Genomic DNA, 23,442 nt, shown 5'->3' with positions numbered 1-23,442 from the left:
AGAGGCAGGGCAGGTTTATCTATATTTAATTTTAAGCCATAGAATGATGAAGTTAAAAATCAACGTCACGCTGTTAGCAAGAATGATCGGTAAAGATTGCAGATAAATTCCATAGATTAACCATAAAGATAAACCACTCATGAATGTAATCAGCATGATGAAAGAAACATCTTTTGCTGATTTTGTTTGCCAAGTTTTAAACATCTGTGGCAAGAAAGCGATCGTGGTTAGTGAGGCAGCAGCTAATCCTAGAATTGTCAATAAATCCATGCGATGCAACCATATTAATTAATTTGTAGTGTAACGCCAGAGTAACACTTGCATTACATCAAATCAGTCTTGGTATGTGTATTGTTTTTGATTACATTTTATCTTTCGGATTTTTGAGATAAGCTTTAGCCCAAGCATAACGCTCTGGATCTTTTTTTAATAAATATTCTGCTGCTTCATGTCGTTTTTGCTCATTTTTTGTACTCCTGATTACTCGTTTTCTTTCAGCATCTATATCTTCAATTTCAGCACCGCGCTGAATAGCTTGTCCAAACCAATAATCACCTTCCTCATATTCATATTTGTCATAACATATAGCACCCATTAAGGTGTAAGGCTGATACTCCATAGCTTTCTTCGCACAAATTTCTGCATCATCTAATTTCTCGATATCTCTGAATGCTGCCCCTCTAGTAACTAAAATAGCTGATTTGAGATTACTGTCATTGACTTTATTTAAGTCCAAATTAGTAAGTTTTAACGCCTGTTCCGGTTCATTTGCTTTGCGCCAATAACCACTAGCTGTGGGGATATGCCACTTATGTCCAGTACGGCCAAGTTCCTGTTCATAAAACTCTGCTTCTAGTCTGTAATATGCAAGGGCAATTTTTCCGCCACGAGATAATAGATCCTCTTCCATAAGCTGTAAAACTAACTTAGGATCTAGCCGTTCTTTTTTCTCTAGTCTGACCATAATCGCGTAAAATAGCTCTAGCGGAAGTGAAGGATCTATCAATCCATACTTTCTCTTTAGTACTGCAAAGTGATTTTGTTGAGCAAAAATAATTAAATCTTCACGTCCATTATTTTGCAGCCAGTCAATTTCTAACTCGTTCAGAAGTTCTCCTGATTCTACTTTGGATTTTAGAGCAAAAGCGTATTTTTCGTTAGCGATCGCAATTGTCTCTAAAAGTTGACGCTTTTTCAGAAAGTTAATATCCTGTTCACTCAAGGGATTATCTGAATCAAGCCTTTTTAGAAGCGTATATAGATGACTAAAAGGGGATAAATCCTCAATTTTACTTGCTTTATACTTAACTTTTAAATCAGCAAATTCTCGCGCTTGTTCCAGTTCTTTAACACTCAATTTTACTTGCTTTATACTTAACTTTTAAATCAGCAAATTCTCGCGCTTGTTCCAGTTCTTTAACAATAGCAATTGTTTCGTTAAGCTCCTGTTGTTCCAGCCAATTAATTTCTGAAGTAATCAACTTTTCATCTGCATCAAGTTTTTGCAAAATTGGGTATAGCGGACTAGATAGAGATACATCTGGGTGTTTATTTGCATGATAATTTATTTTTAACTGGATAAACTCTGCCTTCTTTTCTGCTTCTTGTTGCTCAAAAATTTCTGCTGTTTCAAATAGTTCCCATTTGAGCAACCATTCCAATTCAAGAGCGCTTATTCTTTGTTTACTTTCCAGTTTATTGAGAATTTTATATAGTGGGCTATTAGGTGATGAACCTTGGTATTTAGTAGCTTGGTACTTTATCTTCAAAACAAAAAAATGCCTCTCCAACTCCATCTTCTGAGCAAGAATAACTGTCCCAGTAAGCTGATTATTTTTTAGCCATTCAATCTCTAAATTAGTGAGCGTTTTTTCTGAATCAAGCTTCCAAAGAATCGGGTACAGAGTAATAGAAATCTTTTTGAAAGCTCCCCCATTTTTAGGAACTTGATACTGAGATTTGAGATGGGAAAACTCATTTTCTAGTTTTCTAAGTTCTTCTAAGTTATATTGTTGCTGTTGGCAAATGGTTTCAACAGTTTCAAAAAGTTCCTGCTCTCTTAACCAATCAAACTCTAATTCGGTTAGCTCAATTCCTAAGTCAACTTTTCGCAAGATAAGATATAGAAGACTAGAGGGTGATGAATCTTGACACTTAGTTGCTTGGTATTTTGACTTTAAAACAGTAAAGTGTTTTAAACGATTTTGAAACTCTTTATCCATGTTGATAAGTACCGCGATAACACTGCTTGATTTGTGTTAGCTGCTACTATAACAACACTTAGTCAAAAACAGGGATGGCACAATCACCATCCCACAATAGTGAAATTTGCTTTAAAAAATTCCGTGTTACCTACAACACTTTACACTGCCCATGATGTCTTAGTAAATGATCGCATAGCACCAAAGCTACCATCGCCTCAACCATTGGAACTGCACGCGGTAATACACAAGGATCATGTCTTCCCTTTGCAGCTAATAGCGTTTCTTCACCTTCACGAGTTACAGTCTTTTGCTCTTTTCTAATTGTTGCTGTTGGCTTAAATGCAACTCGTAAAATGATATTTTCTCCGTTGGAAATTCCTCCTTGAATGCCACCCGAACGGTTAGTTACAGTGCGAATTTCACCTTGTTCATCAATATAATATTCGTCGTTATGCTCTATTCCCGTTAACAGCGTTCCCGCAAAACCTGAACCAATTTCAAAGCCTTTACTCGCAGGAAGAGACATGACACCTTTAGCAATATCCGCTTCTAATTTATCAAATACTGGTTCACCTAAAGCTTTCGGCACATTCCTGGCCACGCATTCCACTACACCGCCTATAGAATCGCCTTGTCTACCAATTTGCTCAATTAATTCAATCATGCGATCGCCACATTCGGCATCGGGACAGCGGACGATGTTACTTTCCACTTGTTCTAAGGTGACGGTATTTGGATCAATTACGCCTTCTAAGTCTTTGATGCGCTTGACGTAACCAATAATTTCAACATTGGCAACTTGACGGAGTATTTTTTTAGCGATCGCACCTGCTGCTACTCGTCCAATTGTCTCACGCGCTGACGACCTACCCCCACCCTGCCAATTGCGAATGCCATATTTCGCATCATAAGTTGCATCTGCGTGGGAAGGGCGATACTTTTGTGCCATCTCGTCGTAGTCTTGCGGACGAGTGTCTTTGTTTCGTACCAAAATTGCTATGGGCGTTCCTAAAGTTTTTCCTTCAAATACGCCAGAGAGGATCTCACAAGTGTCCGCTTCCTTGCGAGGAGTCGTAATTTTACTTTGTCCTGGACGTCTTCTATCTAGTTCTACTTGAATTTCTTCAGCTGATATTTCTAGCTGTGGAGGACAACCATCAATCACAACCCCCACACCACCACCGTGAGACTCGCCAAAAGTAGTAATGCGGAATAGATGCCCAAAAGTATTGCCCATGATCTTGAGGAAGTATCGCCCAGCGTTTGTAGTCTACCAATAGCATTTTCTCACTACAAAGCGACAAACAACATGATCATCATTGACCCATTTATTCGACTTTTTTGCTTATTGTTTCGATAAGTATATTTTTGACAACAAAAAAGAGTCCTCCGTTTCCGAAGGACTCTTTTGATTTAATTAAAGATGTTGCATTCCAACATCTCTACAGTATTTAAGTATTAACCGTTGATAGCAGGAGCGGTTAAAGCAACAGGAGCAACTTCGCCAGCAGCCAAATCTAGGGGGAAGTTGTGAGCGTTACGCTCGTGCATTACTTCCATACCTAGGTTAGCGCGGTTGATTACGTCTGCCCAAGTTGAGATGACGCGACCTTGAGAGTCAATCACGGATTGGTTGAAGTTGAAACCGTTCAGGTTGAACGCCATCGTGCTTACACCCAAAGCGGTGAACCAGATGCCGACAACAGGCCATGCAGCTAAGAAGAAGTGCAGTGAACGGCTGTTGTTGAAAGAAGCGTATTGGAAGATTAGACGACCGAAGTAGCCGTGGGCTGCAACGATGTTGTAGGTTTCTTCTTCTTGACCGAATTTGTAACCGTAGTTTAGAGATTCGGTTTCAGTGGTTTCACGAACCAAGGAGGAGGTTACTAGTGAACCGTGCATTGCACTGAACAAAGAACCGCCGAATACACCAGCCACACCTAACATGTGGAAGGGGTGCATCAGGATATTATGTTCTGCTTGGAACACGATCATGAAGTTGAAGGTTCCTGAGATACCCAAAGGCATACCGTCGGAGAATGAACCTTGACCAATGGGGTAGATCAACAATACTGCGGCAGCAGAAGCCAAAGGTGCGCTGTAAGCTACGCAGATCCAAGGACGCATACCCAAGCGGTAGGACAATTCCCACTGACGACCCAAGTAGCAAGCACAACCTATCAAGAAGTGAAATACTACCAATTGGTAAGGGCCACCGTTGTACAACCACTCATCTAAGGAAGCAGCTTCCCAAATGGGGTAGAAGTGCAAGCCGATCGCGTTAGAAGAAGGAACAACTGCACCAGAGATGATGTTGTTTCCGTAGATCAAAGAACCTGCAACTGGCTCACGGATACCATCGATGTCTACAGGAGGAGCAGCGATGAAAGCGATGATGAAGCAGGTGGTGGCGGCTAAGAGAGTGGGAATCATCAAAACACCGAACCAACCGATATATATACGGTTTTCGGTACTTGTAATCCACTCGCAAAAACGCGCCCATACGTTAGCGCTGGAGCGCTGTTGTAAGGTTGTAGTCATTGTTTTATAAGTGCTATTGGTTGTTACAAATGAATCAGGCAGATGAATGTTTGCCTGCTGTATTCGAGTCTACATGAATTTATTTTGATGCGATATATGACTTAATATTCTGTAATAAATTTGTTGATTAAGCTCATCTAACTGTAAAGTTTATTTACCAATAATTTAGAGTTAATTCAGGCGCTCAAAACCTTTTAATATATTAAAAAAACTATGCTTTTAATAAGGCGATCGCCTAGTTAGCTAACTTTACATTTCTATATAAATAGTCTTTAAACTTTTTAATAAAAAACATTTATTAAAAAATTAGCAGAGTGGTCATTGTCCACCCCAGGGCAAATGCATCTAAAGTACTCTTGATCACAACCAAGATTAAGAACAAACCACAAAATCAGTATTTCTCGTTTGATTTATTTTCCAAGCCTCAAGCGATCGCTTAAATCTTTGTCAATAACATACCTTAATGATATTATTTTAGGGTTTATTGAGAATAAAATTTTATTATTGACATGATGTGGCCACCCTGTGTGTAGTTGCGTTGGTAGGTCTTCACTCATATAAAGAATTGCGATCATGTAGCTTCATATTTATTTATGTCGTGGTTAGGGACTGTTGCCATTACCGCCTTGTTGGCGTAGAAGATACTGCCAAATACGCTCGGTTTCAGTCTGAGATTGTCTAAGTGCTTGTTGATGGAGTCGGGCAATATCTGCAAGTTCCCGCACCGTTCGCTCAAGTCTGCCAGCAGTTTGGCTGGTAGCACGGGTTTCTCGTCTCATTCCGTCTTGAATTGTACGGATTAAGTCGAGTTCATCGCCCAACTGGTCTAATCGTTGATCAATGTCATCTAGGCGATCGCTGAGATTTTCTGGGTTAGTCATAATTTATTTCGTTTTAAAATCACTTTAGCTATATTTAATAACAGCGGAGCAGAGACGCAGTGGATTACCGCGATCGCCTCACGCAATCCAACCACACTCAATTCACTACATATACAAGGACTACTACCATGTGAAACGGATTTAGAAAACGGCTTCCCTTATTCTGCAAAGTGGCCGCCCTGCCTTTGCCCTGTTGTCCACCCTGCTTACTACTCAGGTTTTAATTAAAAATCAAAGTATATGTAGGGCAAGCTGCCTTCAGGAGCTAATAACCAAACGGCGTAGAGACATAGAGGCACGAAAACAAGCTTTACAGGCCAGTGGAACTCTAACTTCAATTTGCGGTTAAAGACATAGACTACACCCATGAAACTAGCTATAGCTAGCAGCACCCAGGTGAGTTGATATTGACTCATATTCAGAGCCTCCACGTAGACCTTTTGAGCAAATTGTTCATCAGCAGGATAACCCCAAAGATGCCTAATTACTAAAAAAGAGTCTTGGGGGTTGGGGAGGCGAAACCAAATCCAAGAGGTGAAAACCATTAGTTGAGTTAACAACCAAGCTACAAATATACCCAGAGGATTTTGCCAGAATTGTTCCAGATTTTCAAAGCGATCGCTCATAGTATCTGTAAGTCGATGAACCACTAAAGCTAAGCCGTGGAATACGCCCCAAACGACATAACCTAAAGCAGATCCGTGCCAGATACCTGCAATTAGCATCACAATCAATAAATTCCAGCAAGTGCGGGCTAAACCCCGTCGGGAACCGCCTAAAGGAAAGTAGAGGTAGTTACGCAGCCAATCTCCCAGAGTCATGTGCCAACGCCGCCAAAACTCTGCAATATTGGTGCTGAAGTAGGGAAAGTCAAAATTTTCAGGCAAAACCAACCCGAAGAGTAAAGCACTACCACGGGCAATGTCTACATAACCGTTGAAATCCAAATACAATTGCAAGCCATAAGCAAATGTAGCTAACCAAAGATCAGTACTACCCGCCCGTTGCAAGTTGCCAAAAGATAAATCAACAAAAATTCCCAATTGGTCTGCTAAAATACCTTTCTTGACTGCACCCCTAGCAATCAACCACAACGCCTCTGCAACTTTATCAGTAGTAGGAAGATGTAGCGTATTGAATTGATTTGCTAGGTTGTGATAGCGAGTAATTGGGCCTGATATCAGTTTGGCAAAGAATAGTTTATATGTTGCAAATTTGAGAAACTGATCAGTAGCGGGCGCACCGCGATAGACATCTACCAAATAGGCTATACATTCAAAGGTGAAAAATGAAATCCCCAGAGGCATAGACTTAAAAGCACTATCTGGTGAGTTTATTTCTATCTGAAAAACAAACTTGAATAAAAGTGGTAAATACTTAAAACCTAATAACAGTAAAACATTTAAAATCACACCTACCCATAACAGCTTTAGTCGGCGAAGATTCCAGTCACCTTGGGAAAACTGCCACTCTTCATTAGAAATTTTATAGTCAAGAGAATGTTGTCCTGGTGAGGTGTTTTTTCCAATCTCCAGACCCAGACGGAAATTGATAAAAGTAAGTGCTAATAGTAATGGTATGTACTGGACATGCAAAGATGCATAAAAAACAAGACTAGCAATTAGCAGTGTCCACAAACGTAATTTTTGTTTTGCTAAAGACCAGTAAATTCCTAGTACACTTAACAAAAACAGTCCATAGAAAATTGATATAAAGTTCATTGGTTAGTTATTTATCATTTGTCATTTGTCATTTGTTATTTTTCAAGGGTAAAGGGTCAAGAGTTATTTTCTCCCTCTGCTTCCCATCTCCCCCTTTTTCTTACTTAGTTGGCCACGGAATCATCGGGTCGTGAGCTAGCTTTTTCGAGACTTCGTATGCCCCAAAGCGATTGAGGTGGCTAGGGTCAGAAAAGTAGTCATTTGTTTTTGTCCACTGTTGGCTCAAATCGCGATAGATGAAGTTGGGACTAGTACCTAAACTCAACATATATTGCTGAAATTCTTGCTCATATTTTTTGCGTACTGGGTCTAGATAATCTGCGGTGAGAGGCGTGTTGACAAACACTAAGGAAATCTTTTGAGACTGGGTAAACTGAAGCACTGCTTGGAATGCGGCATCTTGTTCACCTCCTATTTGGAAAGATTTATAGTCATTGTCATAATTCCCTGGAACTCTCGAATGTTTTTGATAGTATCTAGCGGGATTGAAGCGAATAGACAAGGGTAGAAAGCCATCAAAGTCAACTGCTTGCTGAGAAGTATACTCGTCTGAATTATCAGTTTTTGACTGTGTTTTTGATGTGGTTGTTTGAGAGCGATCGCTAACTAATGGCAATGAGTTAAATTGTTTTTGCAATAAACTTTTAATCTGGTCACGGTTTTGGTAGCTAGCCGAGAAAACAGCTAAACTCTGATTCAACCATTCATCTACAGCTTGATAGATGCTAATCTCTTGTTTTTCCGCTTTTAGCTTTTGCTTCTCAAGAGAATTTGCAGGATTTTTGACCTCATTGCTATTTGGAGTTGCTAGTTTTTTCTGCAACGCCTGTTTGTAGCCATTTGATGCTGTGATTGATTTAAAGGTTATATCCTCGCGACCACTATTAAAAGCACGGGCCCCATCCGCCCAGACAATTAGTTTGGGTAGTTCTGATGGTTCCAAAACCTCACGGATAACAAAGTCTACAACTTGTGCTGTAGCACCATTAATACCAAAGTTAAACACGTCAAGATTTGGATAACCCTGAGTTGCCAAAGCTTTAGAAAGCGCTGCCGGATCTACTCCTCTAAGGGCGCGGGAGGAGCCAATAATCAACACATCAGGTGGAGTCCCAGTTCTAGCCAGACGTTGTTTGTACAGCACTAGTTGCTCATCTAACTGTCTAACATTGAAACTTGGCATTTGCGATCGCGCTGCTAATAAAATAGCGGTTGCAGTTGCCTTTTCTTTGAGTGGTGCAGCTGCCAAATTCCTTTCTGGGATATCATCACTTTGAGTAAACTCAGAAGCATTAAATACAGAACTATTATTTGGAGGGGATTTCGTCTTGGAAGTGTTGGCTAAAAATGCTGTTCTCTCACTCTGATTTTTTCCAGATGTCAACGATGCTTTTTGCTTAGAAGATGATGCAGGCGAGGCACTAGTAGCAGTTGGTGTTGACATGGTACGTGCGATAATTTTACCCAACACCCAATCGGTTTGGAGAGTAAGCAATAATCCCAACGTTCCCCAGACTAAAGCGACCTTAAGTCCTTGACTATCAGAGTTGAAATCCGCTGACTGGTTGTTTTCGGTAAATAGCTGAGTTACCAACAGCCATTTTTTCACTGTTGCACTTGCCGTTGTCACCCAATCCCGCGCCACTCCCGTAACAAAACTTTGAACTTCTTCTGTTGTTAAATCGGGACGCAAAATTGGCTCGTCTGTCTCAGAGGTGATGAGGTCGCTAACATATTGAGAAGTAGCAGCAAATTCTGGGGTAGCTTCTGGTACTAAACGTTGGCGATGATCAAAATCAACACCGTAGTGCCAAAAAGGTTCTTTATTGCCAGCACGGCGTCCGTAAACACGCACTCCCATAATTGCAGGAAGTTTTAACTGACGCACAAACTGAGCAACTTTGTTTGCGACTTGTTTGCGTGCTGGACAAACGGGCGCATCACACATAATGTGCAATAAATCACCTTTATTTAGCAGGAGTACCCGAATACCACCTGTTAATAAACGCCACTCTAGGTCAGGATTAAGTAAGCGCTCCAGTAAAAAAACGATCGCAGGTTCATCGCCAGTAGTCGCCAGTTCTAGTGCTGACACAGCAAGAGCAGGATGTTCAGTAGCAGGTAAAGAAACCCAATCAATCCAAGCGGGTTGCTTATCGCCTGTTTTTTGACCGTAGATGGTGGCGGCGAGCATGCCTTGGGGCGCGATCGCTTCTAGCAGTGGTAAAATCGCCTCCAAGCACTGGGCTTTATCTGGCGCTGGGGCAGTTTCTAAAGGGTCAAAAGCTGGGGTGCAAAAGACATGCAGGGTTGATTCTTTGAGAGAAGCTTGGATGGCAACTTTGGACTCGGCAAATAACTCAGTTAATAGCATGGCGATCGCCTGCACATCTCCCCAACGCGCCCATTCCTTGAGCATCACCTCTGGCGGCGTTAGATCAATCCGCAATAACCAATCTGGCGCACTCTCACCGCTGACTTGCGAAACAATCACGGCATCCTGGTAGCCGCAAAGCTTCAGATGACGCAACTTTTGGGCTACTGGTTCCGCTAGCAATGATGCATCGGGGCTATAGCTCGATTGACAAAATATCCATAGGCGATTTTCATCAGGCTGAGAGTTCTGTCTTGGCTGAGACTTCCGAATCTTTACCTGTACTGCCACCCCCAAGGTACTCAAAGTTTCGCTAAGATAACGAGCAATAGCATCTGGATGTCCCTGGCGTGCCAAACTTTCGTTAGAGACAATCAGCGCCCCACCGGGTTGTCTTGATTTTTCCGAGTCTTCTAACAGAGCTTGTTGCGCCTGCTCCAGATGCCGTTCTATTTGATTCAAGTAAACCCGATGACACCATTGGGGGCGCTGTTGCTCTTTTTTTCGACCGTAGACAAATACTTGGTATATTGAGGGTTGTTCGCTGCTTGTGAGAGTATCCAAGTCTGTTTGCTGTAATGCTCGCAGCAAATCAGACAAAGTTCGCCAACGTTGCGGACACTCTGTACCTTCACAAAGAATGTGCAGATCGTTTCCCCGCAACCGGACTTTCACCCCAAAAGTGTTGATTCCTGTTGCTTGGCTTACCAATTGCACTAAGGATTGCTGGTGGTCTGGTAATACTGTTTTCATGGGAAGTTAACTTTACAGGAAGCGATGATTGGGGGATAGTGCCTGCACTTGTAAACTAGAACCATAGATTTATCACACTCTGACATTTTTTTTTAACACTTTTGTCACCTTCGTAGCTCGCAAAATGGGCAAAGATAGTTTTGTACGGTTGCAAGTCAGACTGAATCTTAAGTTTTGCGTTTATTTTACTCATCTTCCTAATAACTGAGAATTAGCAATGCCTTCTGCCAACCAACAGCCTTCTCCTAACTCTGGATTAAATCTGGTTTTGTTTAGCATTTCCCAATCTATCCTTTTACAAATAGGTACAGCGTCTATACTACTGCTGCTCACCACACAGAAAACTACTGTCAGAGCACTAGAAGCTATAGGGGAAGCCAGTGAAGAATTATTTCGAGGCGATCGCCTACCCATCCTCAACTTTCCAGACGACAACGAACTCGATAAAAGTTAGAAAAATTTACTATAAACAATTATTTGCTCCGGAAAAATACCATGAGCATTGGGTGCAGAACGTAGAAGTGTAAACAGTAATCAGCTTTATCAAGAATAGAGAATATGGGTTCCCTTTTATACTCTTTGTCTCAGGCTGCAAATATATGTCCGGCGTCGGAATTATTTTTGCGACATCGTCTACAGGTGGTAGAAGAATTGTGGGAGTCAGTTCTCCGGCAAGAATGCGGTCAAAATATGGTAGACCTGTTGCGACAGTTGCGCGATCTGTGTTCACCAGAAGGACAAGCAACAAATGACCAAGCCTCCTCAGCCGTAAAATTGATTGAACAACTGAATATCAACGAAGCAATTCGAGCGGCTCGTGCCTTCGCTCTGTATTTTCAGCTGATTAACATCATAGAGCAGGAATATGAACAAAAGCAGCAGTTGAGTCGCTTTGAGGCACAAATAGAACCAGCAGAGCAGGAAACCCTACCCAATATTATCTATTCATCCAACCAAGGAGAAGACGACGCGCCTGTCAAGAGGGGGATAGTAGGAGACTTGCTGACCAAGAATTGGGTAGACAAAGCATCAAGTAAAAAAGGTACTTTCGCTGCTTTATTTCCCTATTTATTCAAACTAAACGTACCACCCCAGCAAATTCAACGCCTAATTTCACAACTAGATGTACGCTTGGTCTTTACAGCTCACCCCACAGAAATTGTTCGTCATACCATCCGGGATAAACAGCGACAGGTAGTAAAACTCTTGCAACAGCTCGATTCTTTAGAAAGTCGAGCTGGTAGTACAGGAGGAGGATCTGCTTGGGAAGTAGTAGATTTACGTGAACAATTACTCGAAGAAATTCGCCTGTGGTGGCGCACAGACGAGCTTCACCAGTTCAAACCCTCAGTACTAGATGAAGTAGATTACGCCCTGCACTACTTTCAAGAAGTATTGTTTGATGGAATTCCCCAACTTTATAAACGCTTCAAATACACTTTAGCTGCTACCTTTCCTTGGCTGGAACCGCCGAGCAAAAACTTCTGCTGTTTTGGCTCTTGGGTTGGTTCAGACAGGGATGGGAACCCATCGGTAACACCAGAAATTACCTGGCAAACAGCTTGCTATCAGCGCAAAATGGTGTTGGGAAGATATATTGAGTCAGTGAAGCAGCTGATTGAATTATTGAGTGTGTCGATGCACTGGAGCGATGTCTTACCAGATTTGTTGGAATCTCTAGAGTTAGATCAGTCCCAGTTGAGCGAAGTATACGACGCCCTGGCGTTACGTTATCGGCAAGAACCCTATCGGCTAAAGCTAGCTTATGTACAGAAACGGCTAGAAAATACACGCGATCGCAATTTAGCTTTGTACAACCGGGAAACGCCAAAAAATCAAGACACCCCAATGTATCGTTCGGGAGACGATTTTTTAGCAGAACTGCGGTTGATTCAACGCAACTTAACCGAAACAGGATTAAGCTGTCGAGAACTAGAAAATCTGATTTGTCAAGTAGAAATTTTTGGCTTTAACCTGACACAGCTGGATATTCGCCAAGAATCATCCCGCCACGCCGATACGTTAAATGAAATTCTGGAATACCTGCAAGTACTTCCTCAACCTTATAACGAACTCAGTGAAGAACAAAGAGTCGCTTGGCTAACAGGAGAACTAAAAACCCGTCGCCCATTAATTCCAGCAGAATTACCATTTTCCGAAAAGACCAACGATGTAATTGAAACCTTCCGGATCATGCGATCGCTACAACAAGAGTTTGGTGGCAATATCTGCCACACTTACATTATCAGCATGTGCCGCGAAGTTAGCGACGTACTGGAAGTGTTGCTTTTAGCCAAAGAAGCCAGACTTTTTGACCCCGCCATTGCTGTAGGAACTATTCAAGTTGTGCCTCTATTTGAGACAGTAGAAGACTTGCAACGCTCAAGAACCGTCATGCAGCAACTGTTTCAACTCCCCCTATATCGAGCTTTATTAGCAGGCGGCTATGAACAGATAAAAGTAGAAACTACGGACAGCGATTCTTCCCCCCCTGCTTCCCCTGCTCCCCCTGCCTCCCCTGCTTCCCCTGCTCCCTCTGCCTCCCCCTCAACTCTCACCCCTAACTTACAAGAAGTAATGCTGGGGTATTCTGACAGCAACAAAGACTCTGGTTTTTTAAGTAGTAACTGGGAAATTCATAAAGCCCAAAAATCACTCCAGACAATCGCAGAAGGGTATGGCGTGAATCTGCGGATTTTCCACGGACGAGGTGGTTCTGTGGGACGCGGTGGTGGGCCAGCTTATGAAGCTATTTTGGCTCAACCAGGTCACAGTATTAATGGGCGGATCAAGATTACCGAACAAGGAGAAGTTTTGGCTTCCAAATACTCCTTACTGGACTTAGCTTTGTACAATTTGGAAACCATCACCACTGCCGTGATTCAAGCTAGTCTGCTGCGGACTGGGTTTGATGATATCGAACCCTGGAATGAGATTATGGAAGAGTTAGCAGCGCGATCGCGTCAACATTATCGTGCTTTAATCTACGAACAACCCGATTTTATAGACTTCTTCCACCAAGTAACCCCAATTGAAGAAATTAGCCAGCTGCAAATTAGTTCCCGTCCCGCACGGCGTCCATCAGGTAAGAAAGATTTAAGCAGTCTGCGAGCTATACCTTGGGTATTTAGCTGGACACAAACCCGCTTTTTACTACCTTCTTGGTACGGCGTCGGCACAGCTTTGCAAGAATTCTTGAACGGAGAACCAGAAGAACACCTGAAATTACTGCGCTACTTTTATGTCAAGTGGCCCTTTTTCAAAATGGTAATTTCCAAGGCAGAAATGACCTTGGCAAAAGTGGACATACAAATGGCGCACCACTATGTTCAGGAATTGTCAAAACCAGAAGACATACTTCGCTTTGAGCAGGTTTTTGAGCAAATTGCCAGCGAATTCTATCTCACAAGGGATTTGGTGTTAAAAATCACTGGTCACAATCGACTTTTGGATGGTGATCCTGTATTACAGCGATCTGTACAGTTACGCAATGGCACAATTGTACCCTTGGGATTTATTCAGGTTTCCCTGCTCAAGCGCCTACGACAATCTCTAAATACTACTGCCACTTCTGGAGTTATCCACTCCCGTTACAGCAAAGGTGAACTACTGCGAGGAGCATTGTTAACCATCAATGGCATTGCTGCGGGTATGAGAAATACAGGCTGAGCCGCTGTGTGGAGTCCTTTGTCATTATTCCTTGGTTTGGTAATGTTCTAATGACAAAGGACTAATGACAATTGACAATTAACAAATGACTAAGAATAGAATTTTAATTTGCACCTTTTTAGCACTGTCATCAGGTTTTTTTGGTGGTTACATTGGCGGACAAATTACCTTAATGTTGCATAACCAAAAGTGTCAAAATCAGCCTTGGGGTTTCAAGCAGATGTGCAACGCTTGGGTAACACCAGGAGCAATGTGGCAAGGTAGCACTACAGGAATATGGACAGGCACAATTTTAGGGGCATTTATCGGCGGTTCAGTGACGCGCCAAACTCGTGATTAGAGTGAGCTTCTAACGAGAGGCATTCGTTATATTAAATTGCTAACAAAAGAAATAAAGAGAGTTTCATGAATGAATTAGCTTATCCTCCATAGAAAGTACTCAATCTAGCATTGCGTTTGAGTTCATCAGGCAATTGAAAGTATGGGTTAAATTCCTGCTCTCGACTATTGGTATCTTCAATCAGTGGTGAACCAATGATATACTCTGGGTGCGATCGCTCAAAAGGCATCTTGAGAGCCATACTGGCGGGCCAACCTCTTGCTATCGCTTTAGAATGTTCAAAATTACCGTGGCGGATTTGGAGTGTCCAGCGGATGCGATCGCTGCGATTAACTCCACTGGCATGTAGCATTAGGGTATTGAAAACCAGCACGTCGCCTATTTGCATAGGTACGTGAAGATGCGGAAATTGCCTCAGTATCGACCAATCAACAATATCGACACTTGGGGGTTCATTCTTGCTCCGTGCCCTCCTTGGTAACACCCCCAGCTTGTGCGATCCAGGTGCAATCTGCAAACAACCATCCTGTTCTTCCACGTTCCGTAATGGAATCCAGTATACTACTGCATCTTCAGAGTCCTGGATAACTGGATAATCCTGATGCCACGGAAATAGATGCTCGTCTTCGTAAGGTCTATCGACCCGTATATCAAACAACATATTAGCCATTAATGTGTTTGTAGACATCAGTTTCTTGGAAAGTCTGACTAGCTTGGGGTTGACGTTTATTTGGTGGATAGAAATTAATAAACGAGCAGCGTGTTTAATCACCTGTCCGTGCATATACTCTAACTGACTCAATTGTTGAAATCCTTCATCAAATCCGGTAAGCGCATTTGCTGTGGATTCTTTTTGCAACCCTAACTGTTGCATTTTTAGTTCAATCAGCTGCCTAATATCACAGCGGACTGAATTGAGTTCTTCATCAGTAAGTAGTTCTTTAGCCAAAAAGCAACCAAACTCACCAAACAACTGCTTAGCTTGGTTGTCGGACTTTGCTAATGAAGTTGGGTTAGTCAGAGAGTAATCGACTGATAAATCGTTAATTAAAATACTTTGCATTGTTAACTGCTCCCTTCAGTGTTAAGTACTAACACTAAATCTGCAAAAGATAATTTATACAATGTATTTCAGTGGGCTTTTCCAGAAGGTGATGCCAGGTCTTGCTCATCTGCTCAAACCAGGCGATGAGTGAAAGTGTGATGTTAATGCGACCACAAGTTGGCATATCTCCGATACCAACGGCAGCTTGATGCATGACTCGAATTAATTGTGATTTATCAAATATACCTAACTCGCAGATAGCCGAAGTTTGAACCATTGTTTCTAATTGCGGTAGATGCTTTGATAAACCTAGCCAATAGTTATCGTTAAAAGACCTTTTGTCTGTCCTAATACGGATGGCTTCGGGCAACACTCCCTGCATAGCCTTTTGGAGTACGGGTTTAGGCATCCCAGGGATTTCCCTGATGCTTCTTGGAAGCCCCAAGCAAAAACTCAATAGACGTGGATCAAGGAAGGGACGAGAGTTGTGCATTCCTCGTGGAGCTGCCAGATTCCAACTAGACCAATCTCCTACAGAGCTTTGGATAGCCCATAAATCCGCAGCAATTTCAATAGGGCTATGATATAACTTTTGAGCGTTTTCTCTGCCAACACTCTGCATCTGATAACTGCGAGCAAAATCAGGAATCACCCACGGAGGAATAGAAAATGCTCCAAGGTTTGGCCAATGTCCAAACCCATGTCGTAAGAAATATCCGAATCTTTCACCTGTTAAGATAGGCCAAGCAGGCTGAATACCGCATCCATACATTATCGACCATACATCTTGGTTTTTAGCATAGGCCCATCGGTTAGCCTCGAAAAGTGCTACCAACCATCGACCCTGCCGTAAAAAGTCGGCGATGTAAAGCCGTTTGCTGGCTAGTAGTTGATCACCTCCTATACCTGTCAATATAGTGTCTACTCCAACTTGATGGGCAGTCTCAATTAAAATCTTTTCCATCCCCAACTGGTTTAAATACGGGTAAGGCTCATCATGTATGGGGATTTCCTCGTTAAACCAAAGAAAGTCCAGTGCATTGTCTGAGTCGATCAAGTGGGCTTCAACTGGCCCACCTTGTTCAATCACCATTTCAACATAATCTCGCTCACCAACCAAGCAAGGCCTTTTGTACACTTCCGACAAAGTATGTAAGGGCGATCGCCCTACGCCTGATAGCATCCATTCACGAGCCGTACAAACTATACTCGAAGAATCCATTCCTCCCGATAAATGGGCAGCAATTCGCCCTCGCTGGACTCTTTGTTTAACGGCTTGTCTCAAAAGTTCAGCGTACTGTTCGCCAGCTTCCTCTAGTGTGATGTTATTATTTTTGCCGAGTTTTGCTTTCCAATTCCACCAACAGTGACTTTTTACCTGTCCGATTGGGTTCATTTCCAACGTAGTGCCAGGAAGAACGCGCTTAATTTCTGGGAATGGTGTTCTTTCAGTGGGTAGCTCAAAACCTGGATTAGACCACATAATAAACTGGGCTATGAAATCAAGATCTAGTGATCTTTCAGGTAGCAAAGCCAGAAGCGATCGCAAACTCGTACTTACGGCTATTCTTTGGGAGTTGACGAGCCAAAATAGAGGCCACGAACCAAGGGGGTCTCTTAAAGCAAATAAACGCTGCGAAGCTCCATCCCACAATACTAAGGAAAATTCACCCTCTAATTCTTCAAGAGCCTTAAGACCACTGTAACAATAGACAATTATGGCGATGGTCGCATCGGAAGCACAACTTTGCCTCATTGATTGCGGCAATTTTGAGAGAATTTCATCTTGATAACACAGGTGTCCCAAAAGTACAGATGCAACTCCAGATTGGCGATCGTCAGCAAATGTAACTAAAGGTGCTTGCTTGGGATCATCTCTATGGCAGGAAAATAAATGAAACTGAGTATCTTCATTCAAGGCAGTGAAGACATCAAATCCTACTCTCATATTTAGCAATACCGTATTGCAGGGGTAAATATCTCACAGTGGCTACGATCATCCGTTACAATCCAGGAGCCACACTCTACCCAAGCGTGTGCCTGAAAAGGATATAAGTTAATGCCAAACACTAGTTCTGCTGGAAAACCAAAAATTGTTTTTAGAATTTGCCAACCAACAAGGGCACGTTCTTTACAGGCAATCGGCAATAAAAAGTACCTCGCTGCTGTTTGACGAACTACGTCATCAACTGCTTTGACTGCTGTTTCCCAATCGCCAGAAAGTTTATTATTGTCAGTAGGATAGTGCCAAAACTGCCAAAAACGGATAGTTTTAGTCCAACCCAAAATACGAATGCTAATCCAGGCAAGTGTTAGCAACACAGAGGTAACGAGAGGAGATGGTACTACAGGGTGGGAGTGTGGTAATTTAGAGCGAATCAATTGCTTAGATTGCAAATCACGCAGGAATTTTGTTAAGTCAGTTCGCACCTGCTCCTCTGTAATACCATATTCCTGAGCAATATAATGCACAGACGTCTCTAAACCATGCTCAATTAAGAGCATTAACATTTTTGTACTGACTAAATCTAATCCGTAAAATCTGCCACGATTGAGATCTAGCAGCCGTGCCACTCCATTTTGCAAGAACAAGATTACATCCGCTTGGAGATGGTAGGATTGTTCTGCCTTCATCAACATATTGGAGCTAAGTTCTTGCCACCCTATGTTTGTCATAAACGTCAATCTCTTTGTTTTTGTATATGAGCAGGCAGCTTGAGAAACATCTCTGCAAGGTGCCTGCGTCATGATTACGTTTTCAAGACTTAGCTTGGTGAGTACCGTCTGATCAAAAGCATTGAGCTTTCAATCCTCGCTATTGGCTATAAATGGATTAAGAATAATACCCACCCCAATCATCCCAATATCCCCAGTAACCCTGTACTTTATCGAGATTGCCAAGTTCGTATAGTTTTGGCGCGTGATAGTCTTGTGCTTTGGCTTGTTCACCACTACTGCATGTATTTGTCAATTCAAGCTGTTGAAATTTCATAACTAGCTCCTATCAAAGAAAATTGAAAAAGAATTCAAAAGACAGAATGCTTTGTTTGATTCTCTAGTGCGTGATCACCATGAACAGCCTCTCTCTGTCGTGGTCTTCGGGCTTAGGTCTAATCCTCTTCCTATAGATTTGCTGATGATCAGCAGTTTCTATTTCTTATAACGAAGACTCTACACAAAATATTCCAAAACTGGGAAAAAATTTTGCAAGAGTTCTCTTGTAGAGGTCGTGCCATTCAAACCAATCTCAGGACCATCGCATCATGTCAGCAGTAATTTCTCTTGACTTTTGACTCTTGACTCCTAACTCCTTAATCAACCATCAGTCGGAGCAATAGGCGATTGCAAATTACCCAAAGTTTTCCACGTGTAAGTACTGGTATCAAAACAACGCCAATCCCCAGAGCGCTCTTGATAGCAAAACAGGCTGCGATCGCGACCATCAAGATTATCAGTTAAATAATATACAATTCCTCGAAAAGGATAAGTTTTGCGACTCAGCCGCTTAGCCACTGCTTGATTCGGGCATTCGATAACAAGAACTGGTAAACCATCCAGGTGAGCCAACGAAAAGATACACATCCGCAAAATGGCTCTGAGCCAACTTTCTGAGTTGTCAAAATATTCGTCTATGATTTTGTTGGTCAGAGCTTTTTCGAGCTTACGGTCTTTGTCGTGAGGAGTTTGGACATCAGACATAGCATCACCTAATTGCCACACCGTTGGTTTGAGATTAAACCAAAATCTTCAAAACTGACAAGCGTATATATAGCAGGGAACAGGCGTAAAAGGGACTGGAAATTAGGGATTGGGGATTACAGAAAAATACCAGTGAGTAGGCAAACAGAATATTAAGGGATCAGCAACGCTGGTAAAATCTGCTTATAGCCTTGAGAGCAAATTGTCATGCCTACTGAAACTAACCCAGGAAATCAAACTACCACAGGTGCGGATGCTATTGATGAAGCGATCGCGCAAGGAATTGATTTTGATGGTACTCCCATTCCGCTTGCCAAGCTAGAACTTTATGGTAAAGTTATGGCGCTAGAGGGCAATAGACAGCGTAGTGGCGTTTCCAATACAATGCGATCGCGTATTGTACGAATTGGTGCAAAACATATTCCCCAAGCAGAACTCGACAAATTACTTGTAGATGCTGGTTTCGCACCCCTAAAAGAGAAAGAAATTGCCTTTTTTTATAGCGGCAAGTAAATATTAGCTGAGGATACTAAAATAGGACTTTGGGGAAACATAATCACCCCAGTAGGCTGATACAGACTTGGTTTGCATTATTCGCAATCACCAAAGGCAGGAGTCAACAATACAGCAGACTCCTGACTTATGTTGAAAGATTCAGGTTAAGAATGCTAATTAGTAGCCCTTTCAAAGTGGCTAAAAATCCCAAATATTTTCCCGAATCTTAGGCTTTTCATCTTCGTGTCTTAGTACGGGCAGTCCGTTCAAGTCGAGCCAGCCGCTTGCGGGGGTTCCTCCCATTGTGCGGACTGGCATGGGAAACCTACCCACACGGCTGCCCTTGTCTTGGTAGTTAAAAAATTGCCTTTTTAACCACTAAGACTATAAGACACAAAGTAAAGATACATTCCTTTTTAAAGGGCTAATCCTAATTAATTCAGTGTTTTTCAAAAGACTATGCAAAGTTTGACATCAATCTACAGCTAGAGGGATTGATTTTTGATAAATAGACATGATAAATGTAACAGCAATTTGTATAATTTTTAACAATATTTAGATGAGGCTTTCTGTAATGAAGTGGCTAAAACGAACCTATCAATTTCTTTTTACCAGGAAATCTTTATTTAATTTTCATTTAGCTCTGTTTCATCTTTCGCTTCGAGGAATGGGCATTTTAAATTATGAAAGCAAAGTTGATTCAGGAGAAGACTTTTTTATTAAAAAATACATCAAAGGAAAAGAAAAAAAGGTAATATTTGATGTTGGCGCGAATATTGGTAGTTATTCGCGTGAAATTAAGACTGAAGCTCCAAACTCGATTTTATATTCATTCGAGCCTCATCCAGTTCATTTTAATACGTTGTCCCAAGTTGCTAAAGAATTCAACTTCCAGGCAATTAATGTTGGATGTGGTGATCAAAAGGGTAAAGCAAAGATATATGACTACCGTGATCAAGATTCTTCAGGACATGCATCGTTGTATAAGAATGTCATAGAAGTGCTGCATTATTCATCATCGATAGAGTACGAAATAGAGATAACTACCATTGATGATTTTGTCAAAGAGCATGATATTAAAGAGATAGATTTTCTGAAGATAGATACAGAAGGACATGAATTAGCCGTCTTAAAAGGGGCTAGAGAAACTCTTAGTAGTGGCATCATAAAAATGATCCAATTTGAGTTTAACGATATGAATATCATGTCTCGAACATTTTTTCGAGACTTTCAAGAGATTTTAAAAGGGTATCGTCTTCATAGAATGATGCGAGATGGACTTATTCCTATGAAGGCATATTTAGGCGGAAGACAAATTCATTACGAACTCTTTGCCTATCAGAATATTGTTGCGATTCGCGATTAGTAAGTATCTGAGTTTTTTGAAAGGTAAAACTATCAGGATTGGCTACTAAACCAAGACTTTAAATCCAAAAAGAGTAGATATTATTAGTAAGCGATCGCTCATACCGCCACGTGATAAATAATCGCCAAACTGACCATTTTTTTTAACTTCTATTCCCCAAGAGTTAATATAATAAACTTCAAAGTTTTAGCCTATGGTTTGTTAAATATCTCCGGTTTTTTAGCTAATTTACAGATACTCAAAAAATACTTCTGGTACTAATCTTAATTCTCCAGATTTAAAACGAGAAATTTCTATCCAAAGTGCCCGATGTTTATGGGTTTCTGATTCGGAAAAAATTAAACTTTCTAGTTGATAAAATTTGGGTTCGGCAAAATCACATTGGTAAAGTTGAATAATTTCGTGTCCTTGTCTACCATTAAATGTAAACAGATTTTCTATACAACCCAGATAGCGAATATTCGTTAAATCTGCCTGAATTTCTTCTTGAAATTCTCGCTCTAAAGCTACGTGGCTAGTTTCACCAAATTCAACACCACCACCCAGAGCACGATAAAATGTGTCTTGCTTGACTGGATCATAGCCTTCAGAAACAAATATGCGTTCGCCATCCCGAATTAGCCCCAAGGCTAATAGCCGAATTTCACCTGGTTTATTCATTGTTGTAACTAATTGTCGTAAATAGAGTGAGAACGACTGTCACTATCTTCGACAGGCCAATCTGTATTTTCGCCGCCGATGTACAATTCTTCAAGAGTGACATATTCCTCAGAAAGCTGTGTGAGGGCATTGATTAAGATATCTAAGGCGATCGCATCACTTGTTCCTAAGTCAAACCAGCAACGCGCCCACACACCCTCATACTCAAACTCACCCATGTTATGCATCAGCGCTAGCAGGCTTTTGTCATACCCTTGTGGATCATAATCCATGTAGTTGATATCTGATCCAGTTTCCTGCACTTGCAGATTTTCAGCATTGAATGCACCCAGTTTACCTAAATAAAACCAGGAATTAAAAACCTCTTCTACATACTGCTTTTCACGCCCAGAAGGAATGGTGCTGAACTTCAGCCAAATCCAAACATCAAATGGATTAACATCACGGAACTGAATCTGCATTGCGGACAAATATTTTAACTACTCTTACTAAAAATAAGCATATCAGGGTAGGGCTGAAGACAAGGAGGTAGGAGACAGGAGACAAGAGTTATTTTTTCCATCTTCCCAATGCCCAATGCCCAATGCCCAACTAACTACCCGAATTATTCAGGCGACTAACAGCACCGCCGCGTTCACTCTCAATTTGTTTTACCAAATTAGCTGGGAGTTGAGATCTTTTAGTTAATGCTTTGTCAAAATTGGCGATCGCTTCTTGGATAAGTTGTTGGCTTTTTTCTTGTCTCCCCTGTTCTTTGAGGATTTGGGCTTTGAGATAATAAATTTCTGGGTTATCGGATGTAGTTTTGATCGCGCGGTTGGCATACTCTAGCGCTTGAGAGTACTGTTTTAAATCTCGGTAGGCAAGAGCAATACCCCGATCCACAAGATACTGAGGAGCAGCATTTCTTTGCAAGCGTTCAATTGCCTGATCTGGGCTAGCAAAAGGCAAGTTGACAGCCAACATCAAATCCATATAACCTTTGATTAAATTCAGTTCTGGGTCGTTGGCAGAAATCGCTTCGGCTTTGTCTAAATATTCATAAACTTGCCGCAGCCGACCTAAAGCTCTTGGCGCACCGTTGACTGTACCCTCGCGAGTGAGAATTACCGCTCCTTCTAAAAAATGACCAACGGCAGTGTATAAATTACCACGCAAAGGGTTGCTTGAAATCAATTTTTGTCCAGTTTCTAAAGTTTTCTGGCTATAGCTGTCTAGTTTGCCAAAATCCTTTTTTCCATAAGCTAAGGATGCTTTCATGGCATAAACTAGAGGTTCATTTGGTTCATTAGATAGTGCTTTTTGCAGGTAACGCTCTGCTTCTGAATAGTTACCTTGTTGGAAAATTGCTTTAAAAGCTGCTTCCGTTTGATCGCCAATTTCATGAGGTTTGTTACTCCGAAACGGATCTCCAGCGAGGGAGGGACTGATCCACAGATTAAGAGCGATTATCCAAGGGGCAACGCCAAAGGCGATCACACCCGCAAAACTAGCCTTAGCAAAGCTAGTAAGTTTGGCAAACAAAATTGGTCGAGAAGAAAACCGTTTAATCATTTTAGCCCTCAGAATAATTGCCGTTGAAATAGTTGTATGTCTTACTTAAAATTCAAAAAATGGTTAATCCTAAAATTGCGACGATTTCAGCCAACACTTTCTACACAGGTTGACTTCGGTAGTTTTTCCAGGTTCCCATG

21 protein-coding genes are annotated in these 23,442 nt (G+C 41.7%); 5 read left to right on the top strand and 16 right to left on the bottom strand.

Features of this window, described 5'->3' with window-relative positions:
- Positions 1 to 15 precede the first annotated feature (15 nt).
- From HCR01_RS04300 to HCR01_RS04270, 8 genes are all read right to left on the bottom strand, one after another.
- Positions 16 to 270 (bottom strand): SemiSWEET transporter, encoded by a 255-nt coding sequence (locus HCR01_RS04300; RefSeq protein ID WP_193194826.1) that lies wholly within the window; start codon positions 268 to 270, stop codon positions 16 to 18.
- A gap of 91 nt (positions 271 to 361) precedes the next feature.
- Positions 362 to 1,357 carry a hypothetical protein gene (locus tag HCR01_RS38415; RefSeq protein WP_226889111.1) on the bottom strand — a complete coding sequence of 332 codons (996 nt, stop codon included), beginning with the start codon at positions 1,355 to 1,357 and terminating at the stop codon, positions 362 to 364.
- A complete protein-coding gene (locus HCR01_RS38410) occupies positions 1,347 to 2,222 on the bottom strand; it encodes a hypothetical protein (protein WP_226889110.1) in 876 nt (291 codons plus the stop codon). The genes HCR01_RS38415 and HCR01_RS38410 overlap by 11 nt, the downstream gene beginning before the upstream one ends.
- Before the next feature lie 130 nt (positions 2,223 to 2,352).
- Entirely contained in the window at positions 2,353 to 3,441 is a 1,089-nt protein-coding gene (gene aroC / locus HCR01_RS04290; RefSeq protein ID WP_193194824.1) for a chorismate synthase, read from the bottom strand.
- Between the two features lie 221 nt (positions 3,442 to 3,662).
- Positions 3,663 to 4,745 carry a photosystem II q(b) protein gene (gene psbA / locus HCR01_RS04285; RefSeq protein ID WP_191757160.1) on the bottom strand — a complete coding sequence of 361 codons (1,083 nt, stop codon included), beginning with the start codon at positions 4,743 to 4,745 and terminating at the stop codon, positions 3,663 to 3,665.
- Between the two features lie 602 nt (positions 4,746 to 5,347).
- Positions 5,348 to 5,626, bottom strand: a complete 279-nt coding sequence (locus HCR01_RS04280) for a hypothetical protein (protein ID WP_193194822.1) — start codon at positions 5,624 to 5,626, stop codon at positions 5,348 to 5,350.
- A gap of 224 nt (positions 5,627 to 5,850) precedes the next feature.
- Entirely contained in the window at positions 5,851 to 7,347 is a 1,497-nt protein-coding gene (locus tag HCR01_RS04275) for an MBOAT family O-acyltransferase (protein WP_193194820.1), read from the bottom strand.
- A 100-nt stretch (positions 7,348 to 7,447) separates the two neighbouring features.
- Entirely contained in the window at positions 7,448 to 10,474 is a 3,027-nt protein-coding gene (locus HCR01_RS04270) for a DUF1574 family protein (protein ID WP_193194818.1), read from the bottom strand.
- Positions 10,475 to 10,691: 217 nt separating this feature from the next.
- On the opposite strand from HCR01_RS04270, the gene HCR01_RS04265 reads away from it, so the two are divergent.
- The 3 genes from HCR01_RS04265 to HCR01_RS04255 all read left to right on the top strand — a co-directional run bounded on the left by HCR01_RS04265 (position 10,692) and on the right by HCR01_RS04255 (position 14,483).
- A complete protein-coding gene (locus HCR01_RS04265; protein WP_193194816.1) occupies positions 10,692 to 10,928 on the top strand; it encodes a hypothetical protein in 237 nt (78 codons plus the stop codon).
- A gap of 104 nt (positions 10,929 to 11,032) precedes the next feature.
- Positions 11,033 to 14,143, top strand: coding sequence for a phosphoenolpyruvate carboxylase (locus HCR01_RS04260; RefSeq protein WP_193194814.1), 3,111 nt, complete (start codon positions 11,033 to 11,035; stop codon positions 14,141 to 14,143).
- Between the two features lie 85 nt (positions 14,144 to 14,228).
- Positions 14,229 to 14,483 carry a hypothetical protein gene (locus HCR01_RS04255; protein ID WP_193194812.1) on the top strand — a complete coding sequence of 85 codons (255 nt, stop codon included), beginning with the start codon at positions 14,229 to 14,231 and terminating at the stop codon, positions 14,481 to 14,483.
- 79 nt (positions 14,484 to 14,562) lie between these two features.
- Here the strand turns inward: HCR01_RS04255 and HCR01_RS04250 are convergent, their stop codons facing one another.
- The 5 genes from HCR01_RS04250 to HCR01_RS04230 all read right to left on the bottom strand — a co-directional run bounded on the left by HCR01_RS04250 (position 14,563) and on the right by HCR01_RS04230 (position 19,227).
- Positions 14,563 to 15,546, bottom strand: a complete 984-nt coding sequence (locus HCR01_RS04250; protein WP_193194810.1) for a phytanoyl-CoA dioxygenase family protein — start codon at positions 15,544 to 15,546, stop codon at positions 14,563 to 14,565.
- A gap of 34 nt (positions 15,547 to 15,580) precedes the next feature.
- A complete protein-coding gene (locus HCR01_RS04245; RefSeq protein WP_193194809.1) occupies positions 15,581 to 17,476 on the bottom strand; it encodes an asparagine synthase-related protein in 1,896 nt (631 codons plus the stop codon).
- A gap of 2 nt (positions 17,477 to 17,478) precedes the next feature.
- On the bottom strand, positions 17,479 to 18,204 hold the full coding sequence (locus HCR01_RS04240; protein WP_193194807.1) for a lasso peptide biosynthesis B2 protein: 726 nt from the start codon (positions 18,202 to 18,204) through the stop codon (positions 17,479 to 17,481).
- A 157-nt stretch (positions 18,205 to 18,361) separates the two neighbouring features.
- The gene (locus tag HCR01_RS04235; protein WP_193194805.1) at positions 18,362 to 18,520 is read right to left on the bottom strand and encodes a hypothetical protein; all 159 of its coding nucleotides are present in this window, start codon (positions 18,518 to 18,520) and stop codon (positions 18,362 to 18,364) included.
- A gap of 323 nt (positions 18,521 to 18,843) precedes the next feature.
- On the bottom strand, positions 18,844 to 19,227 hold the full coding sequence (locus HCR01_RS04230) for a hypothetical protein (RefSeq protein ID WP_193194803.1): 384 nt from the start codon (positions 19,225 to 19,227) through the stop codon (positions 18,844 to 18,846).
- Between the two features lie 207 nt (positions 19,228 to 19,434).
- Here HCR01_RS04230 and HCR01_RS04225 point away from each other — a divergent pair, with 207 nt between their 5' ends.
- Together HCR01_RS04225 and HCR01_RS04220 are read left to right on the top strand one after the other, a co-directional pair.
- On the top strand, positions 19,435 to 19,740 hold the full coding sequence (locus HCR01_RS04225; protein WP_193194801.1) for a DUF4090 family protein: 306 nt from the start codon (positions 19,435 to 19,437) through the stop codon (positions 19,738 to 19,740).
- A 556-nt stretch (positions 19,741 to 20,296) separates the two neighbouring features.
- Positions 20,297 to 21,088: an FkbM family methyltransferase gene (locus HCR01_RS04220; protein WP_193194799.1), complete on the top strand. Its 792-nt coding sequence runs from the start codon at positions 20,297 to 20,299 to the stop codon at positions 21,086 to 21,088.
- Positions 21,089 to 21,316: 228 nt separating this feature from the next.
- On the opposite strand, the gene HCR01_RS04215 is transcribed toward HCR01_RS04220, so the two are convergent.
- The 3 genes from HCR01_RS04215 to HCR01_RS04205 all read right to left on the bottom strand — a co-directional run bounded on the left by HCR01_RS04215 (position 21,317) and on the right by HCR01_RS04205 (position 23,302).
- Positions 21,317 to 21,748, bottom strand: a complete 432-nt coding sequence (locus HCR01_RS04215) for an NUDIX hydrolase (RefSeq protein WP_193194797.1) — start codon at positions 21,746 to 21,748, stop codon at positions 21,317 to 21,319.
- A gap of 8 nt (positions 21,749 to 21,756) precedes the next feature.
- Positions 21,757 to 22,209 carry a DUF3531 family protein gene (locus HCR01_RS04210; RefSeq protein ID WP_193195206.1) on the bottom strand — a complete coding sequence of 151 codons (453 nt, stop codon included), beginning with the start codon at positions 22,207 to 22,209 and terminating at the stop codon, positions 21,757 to 21,759.
- A 130-nt stretch (positions 22,210 to 22,339) separates the two neighbouring features.
- On the bottom strand, positions 22,340 to 23,302 hold the full coding sequence (locus HCR01_RS04205) for a Sll0314/Alr1548 family TPR repeat-containing protein (RefSeq protein ID WP_193194795.1): 963 nt from the start codon (positions 23,300 to 23,302) through the stop codon (positions 22,340 to 22,342).
- Positions 23,303 to 23,442: the final 140 nt, after the last annotated feature.

The organism is Nostoc sp. MG11 (assembly GCF_014904695.1).
Lineage (GTDB): Bacteria > Cyanobacteriota > Cyanobacteriia > Cyanobacteriales > Nostocaceae > Komarekiella.
The sequence above is the reverse complement of the archived record's forward strand: the minus strand, read 5'-3'. Positions and strand labels throughout refer to the sequence as shown.

Bases quoted from the DNA above. Each gene is read 5' to 3' on its own strand.
- HCR01_RS04245 (WP_193194809.1), bottom strand. From the start codon at position 17,476: ATGAGAGTAGGATTTGATGTCTTCACTGCCTTGAATGAAGATACTCAG.
- HCR01_RS04225 (WP_193194801.1), top strand. From the start codon at position 19,435: ATGCCTACTGAAACTAACCCAGGAAATCAAACTACCACAGGTGCGGAT.
- HCR01_RS04280 (WP_193194822.1), bottom strand. From the start codon at position 5,626: ATGACTAACCCAGAAAATCTCAGCGATCGCCTAGATGACATTGATCAA.
- HCR01_RS04265 (WP_193194816.1), top strand. From the start codon at position 10,692: ATGCCTTCTGCCAACCAACAGCCTTCTCCTAACTCTGGATTAAATCTG.
- HCR01_RS04205 (WP_193194795.1), bottom strand. From the start codon at position 23,302: ATGATTAAACGGTTTTCTTCTCGACCAATTTTGTTTGCCAAACTTACT.
- HCR01_RS04300 (WP_193194826.1), bottom strand. From the start codon at position 270: ATGGATTTATTGACAATTCTAGGATTAGCTGCTGCCTCACTAACCACG.
- HCR01_RS04260 (WP_193194814.1), top strand. From the start codon at position 11,033: ATGGGTTCCCTTTTATACTCTTTGTCTCAGGCTGCAAATATATGTCCG.
- HCR01_RS04230 (WP_193194803.1), bottom strand. From the start codon at position 19,227: ATGTCTGATGTCCAAACTCCTCACGACAAAGACCGTAAGCTCGAAAAA.
- HCR01_RS38410 (WP_226889110.1), bottom strand. From the start codon at position 2,222: ATGGATAAAGAGTTTCAAAATCGTTTAAAACACTTTACTGTTTTAAAG.
- HCR01_RS04270 (WP_193194818.1), bottom strand. From the start codon at position 10,474: ATGAAAACAGTATTACCAGACCACCAGCAATCCTTAGTGCAATTGGTA.
- HCR01_RS04255 (WP_193194812.1), top strand. From the start codon at position 14,229: ATGACTAAGAATAGAATTTTAATTTGCACCTTTTTAGCACTGTCATCA.
- HCR01_RS04240 (WP_193194807.1), bottom strand. From the start codon at position 18,204: ATGACAAACATAGGGTGGCAAGAACTTAGCTCCAATATGTTGATGAAG.
- psbA (WP_191757160.1), bottom strand. From the start codon at position 4,745: ATGACTACAACCTTACAACAGCGCTCCAGCGCTAACGTATGGGCGCGT.
- HCR01_RS04250 (WP_193194810.1), bottom strand. From the start codon at position 15,546: ATGCAAAGTATTTTAATTAACGATTTATCAGTCGATTACTCTCTGACT.
- HCR01_RS04235 (WP_193194805.1), bottom strand. From the start codon at position 18,520: ATGAAATTTCAACAGCTTGAATTGACAAATACATGCAGTAGTGGTGAA.
- HCR01_RS04275 (WP_193194820.1), bottom strand. From the start codon at position 7,347: ATGAACTTTATATCAATTTTCTATGGACTGTTTTTGTTAAGTGTACTA.
- HCR01_RS04220 (WP_193194799.1), top strand. From the start codon at position 20,297: ATGAAGTGGCTAAAACGAACCTATCAATTTCTTTTTACCAGGAAATCT.
- HCR01_RS04210 (WP_193195206.1), bottom strand. From the start codon at position 22,209: ATGCAGATTCAGTTCCGTGATGTTAATCCATTTGATGTTTGGATTTGG.
- HCR01_RS04215 (WP_193194797.1), bottom strand. From the start codon at position 21,748: ATGAATAAACCAGGTGAAATTCGGCTATTAGCCTTGGGGCTAATTCGG.
- aroC (WP_193194824.1), bottom strand. From the start codon at position 3,441: ATGGGCAATACTTTTGGGCATCTATTCCGCATTACTACTTTTGGCGAG.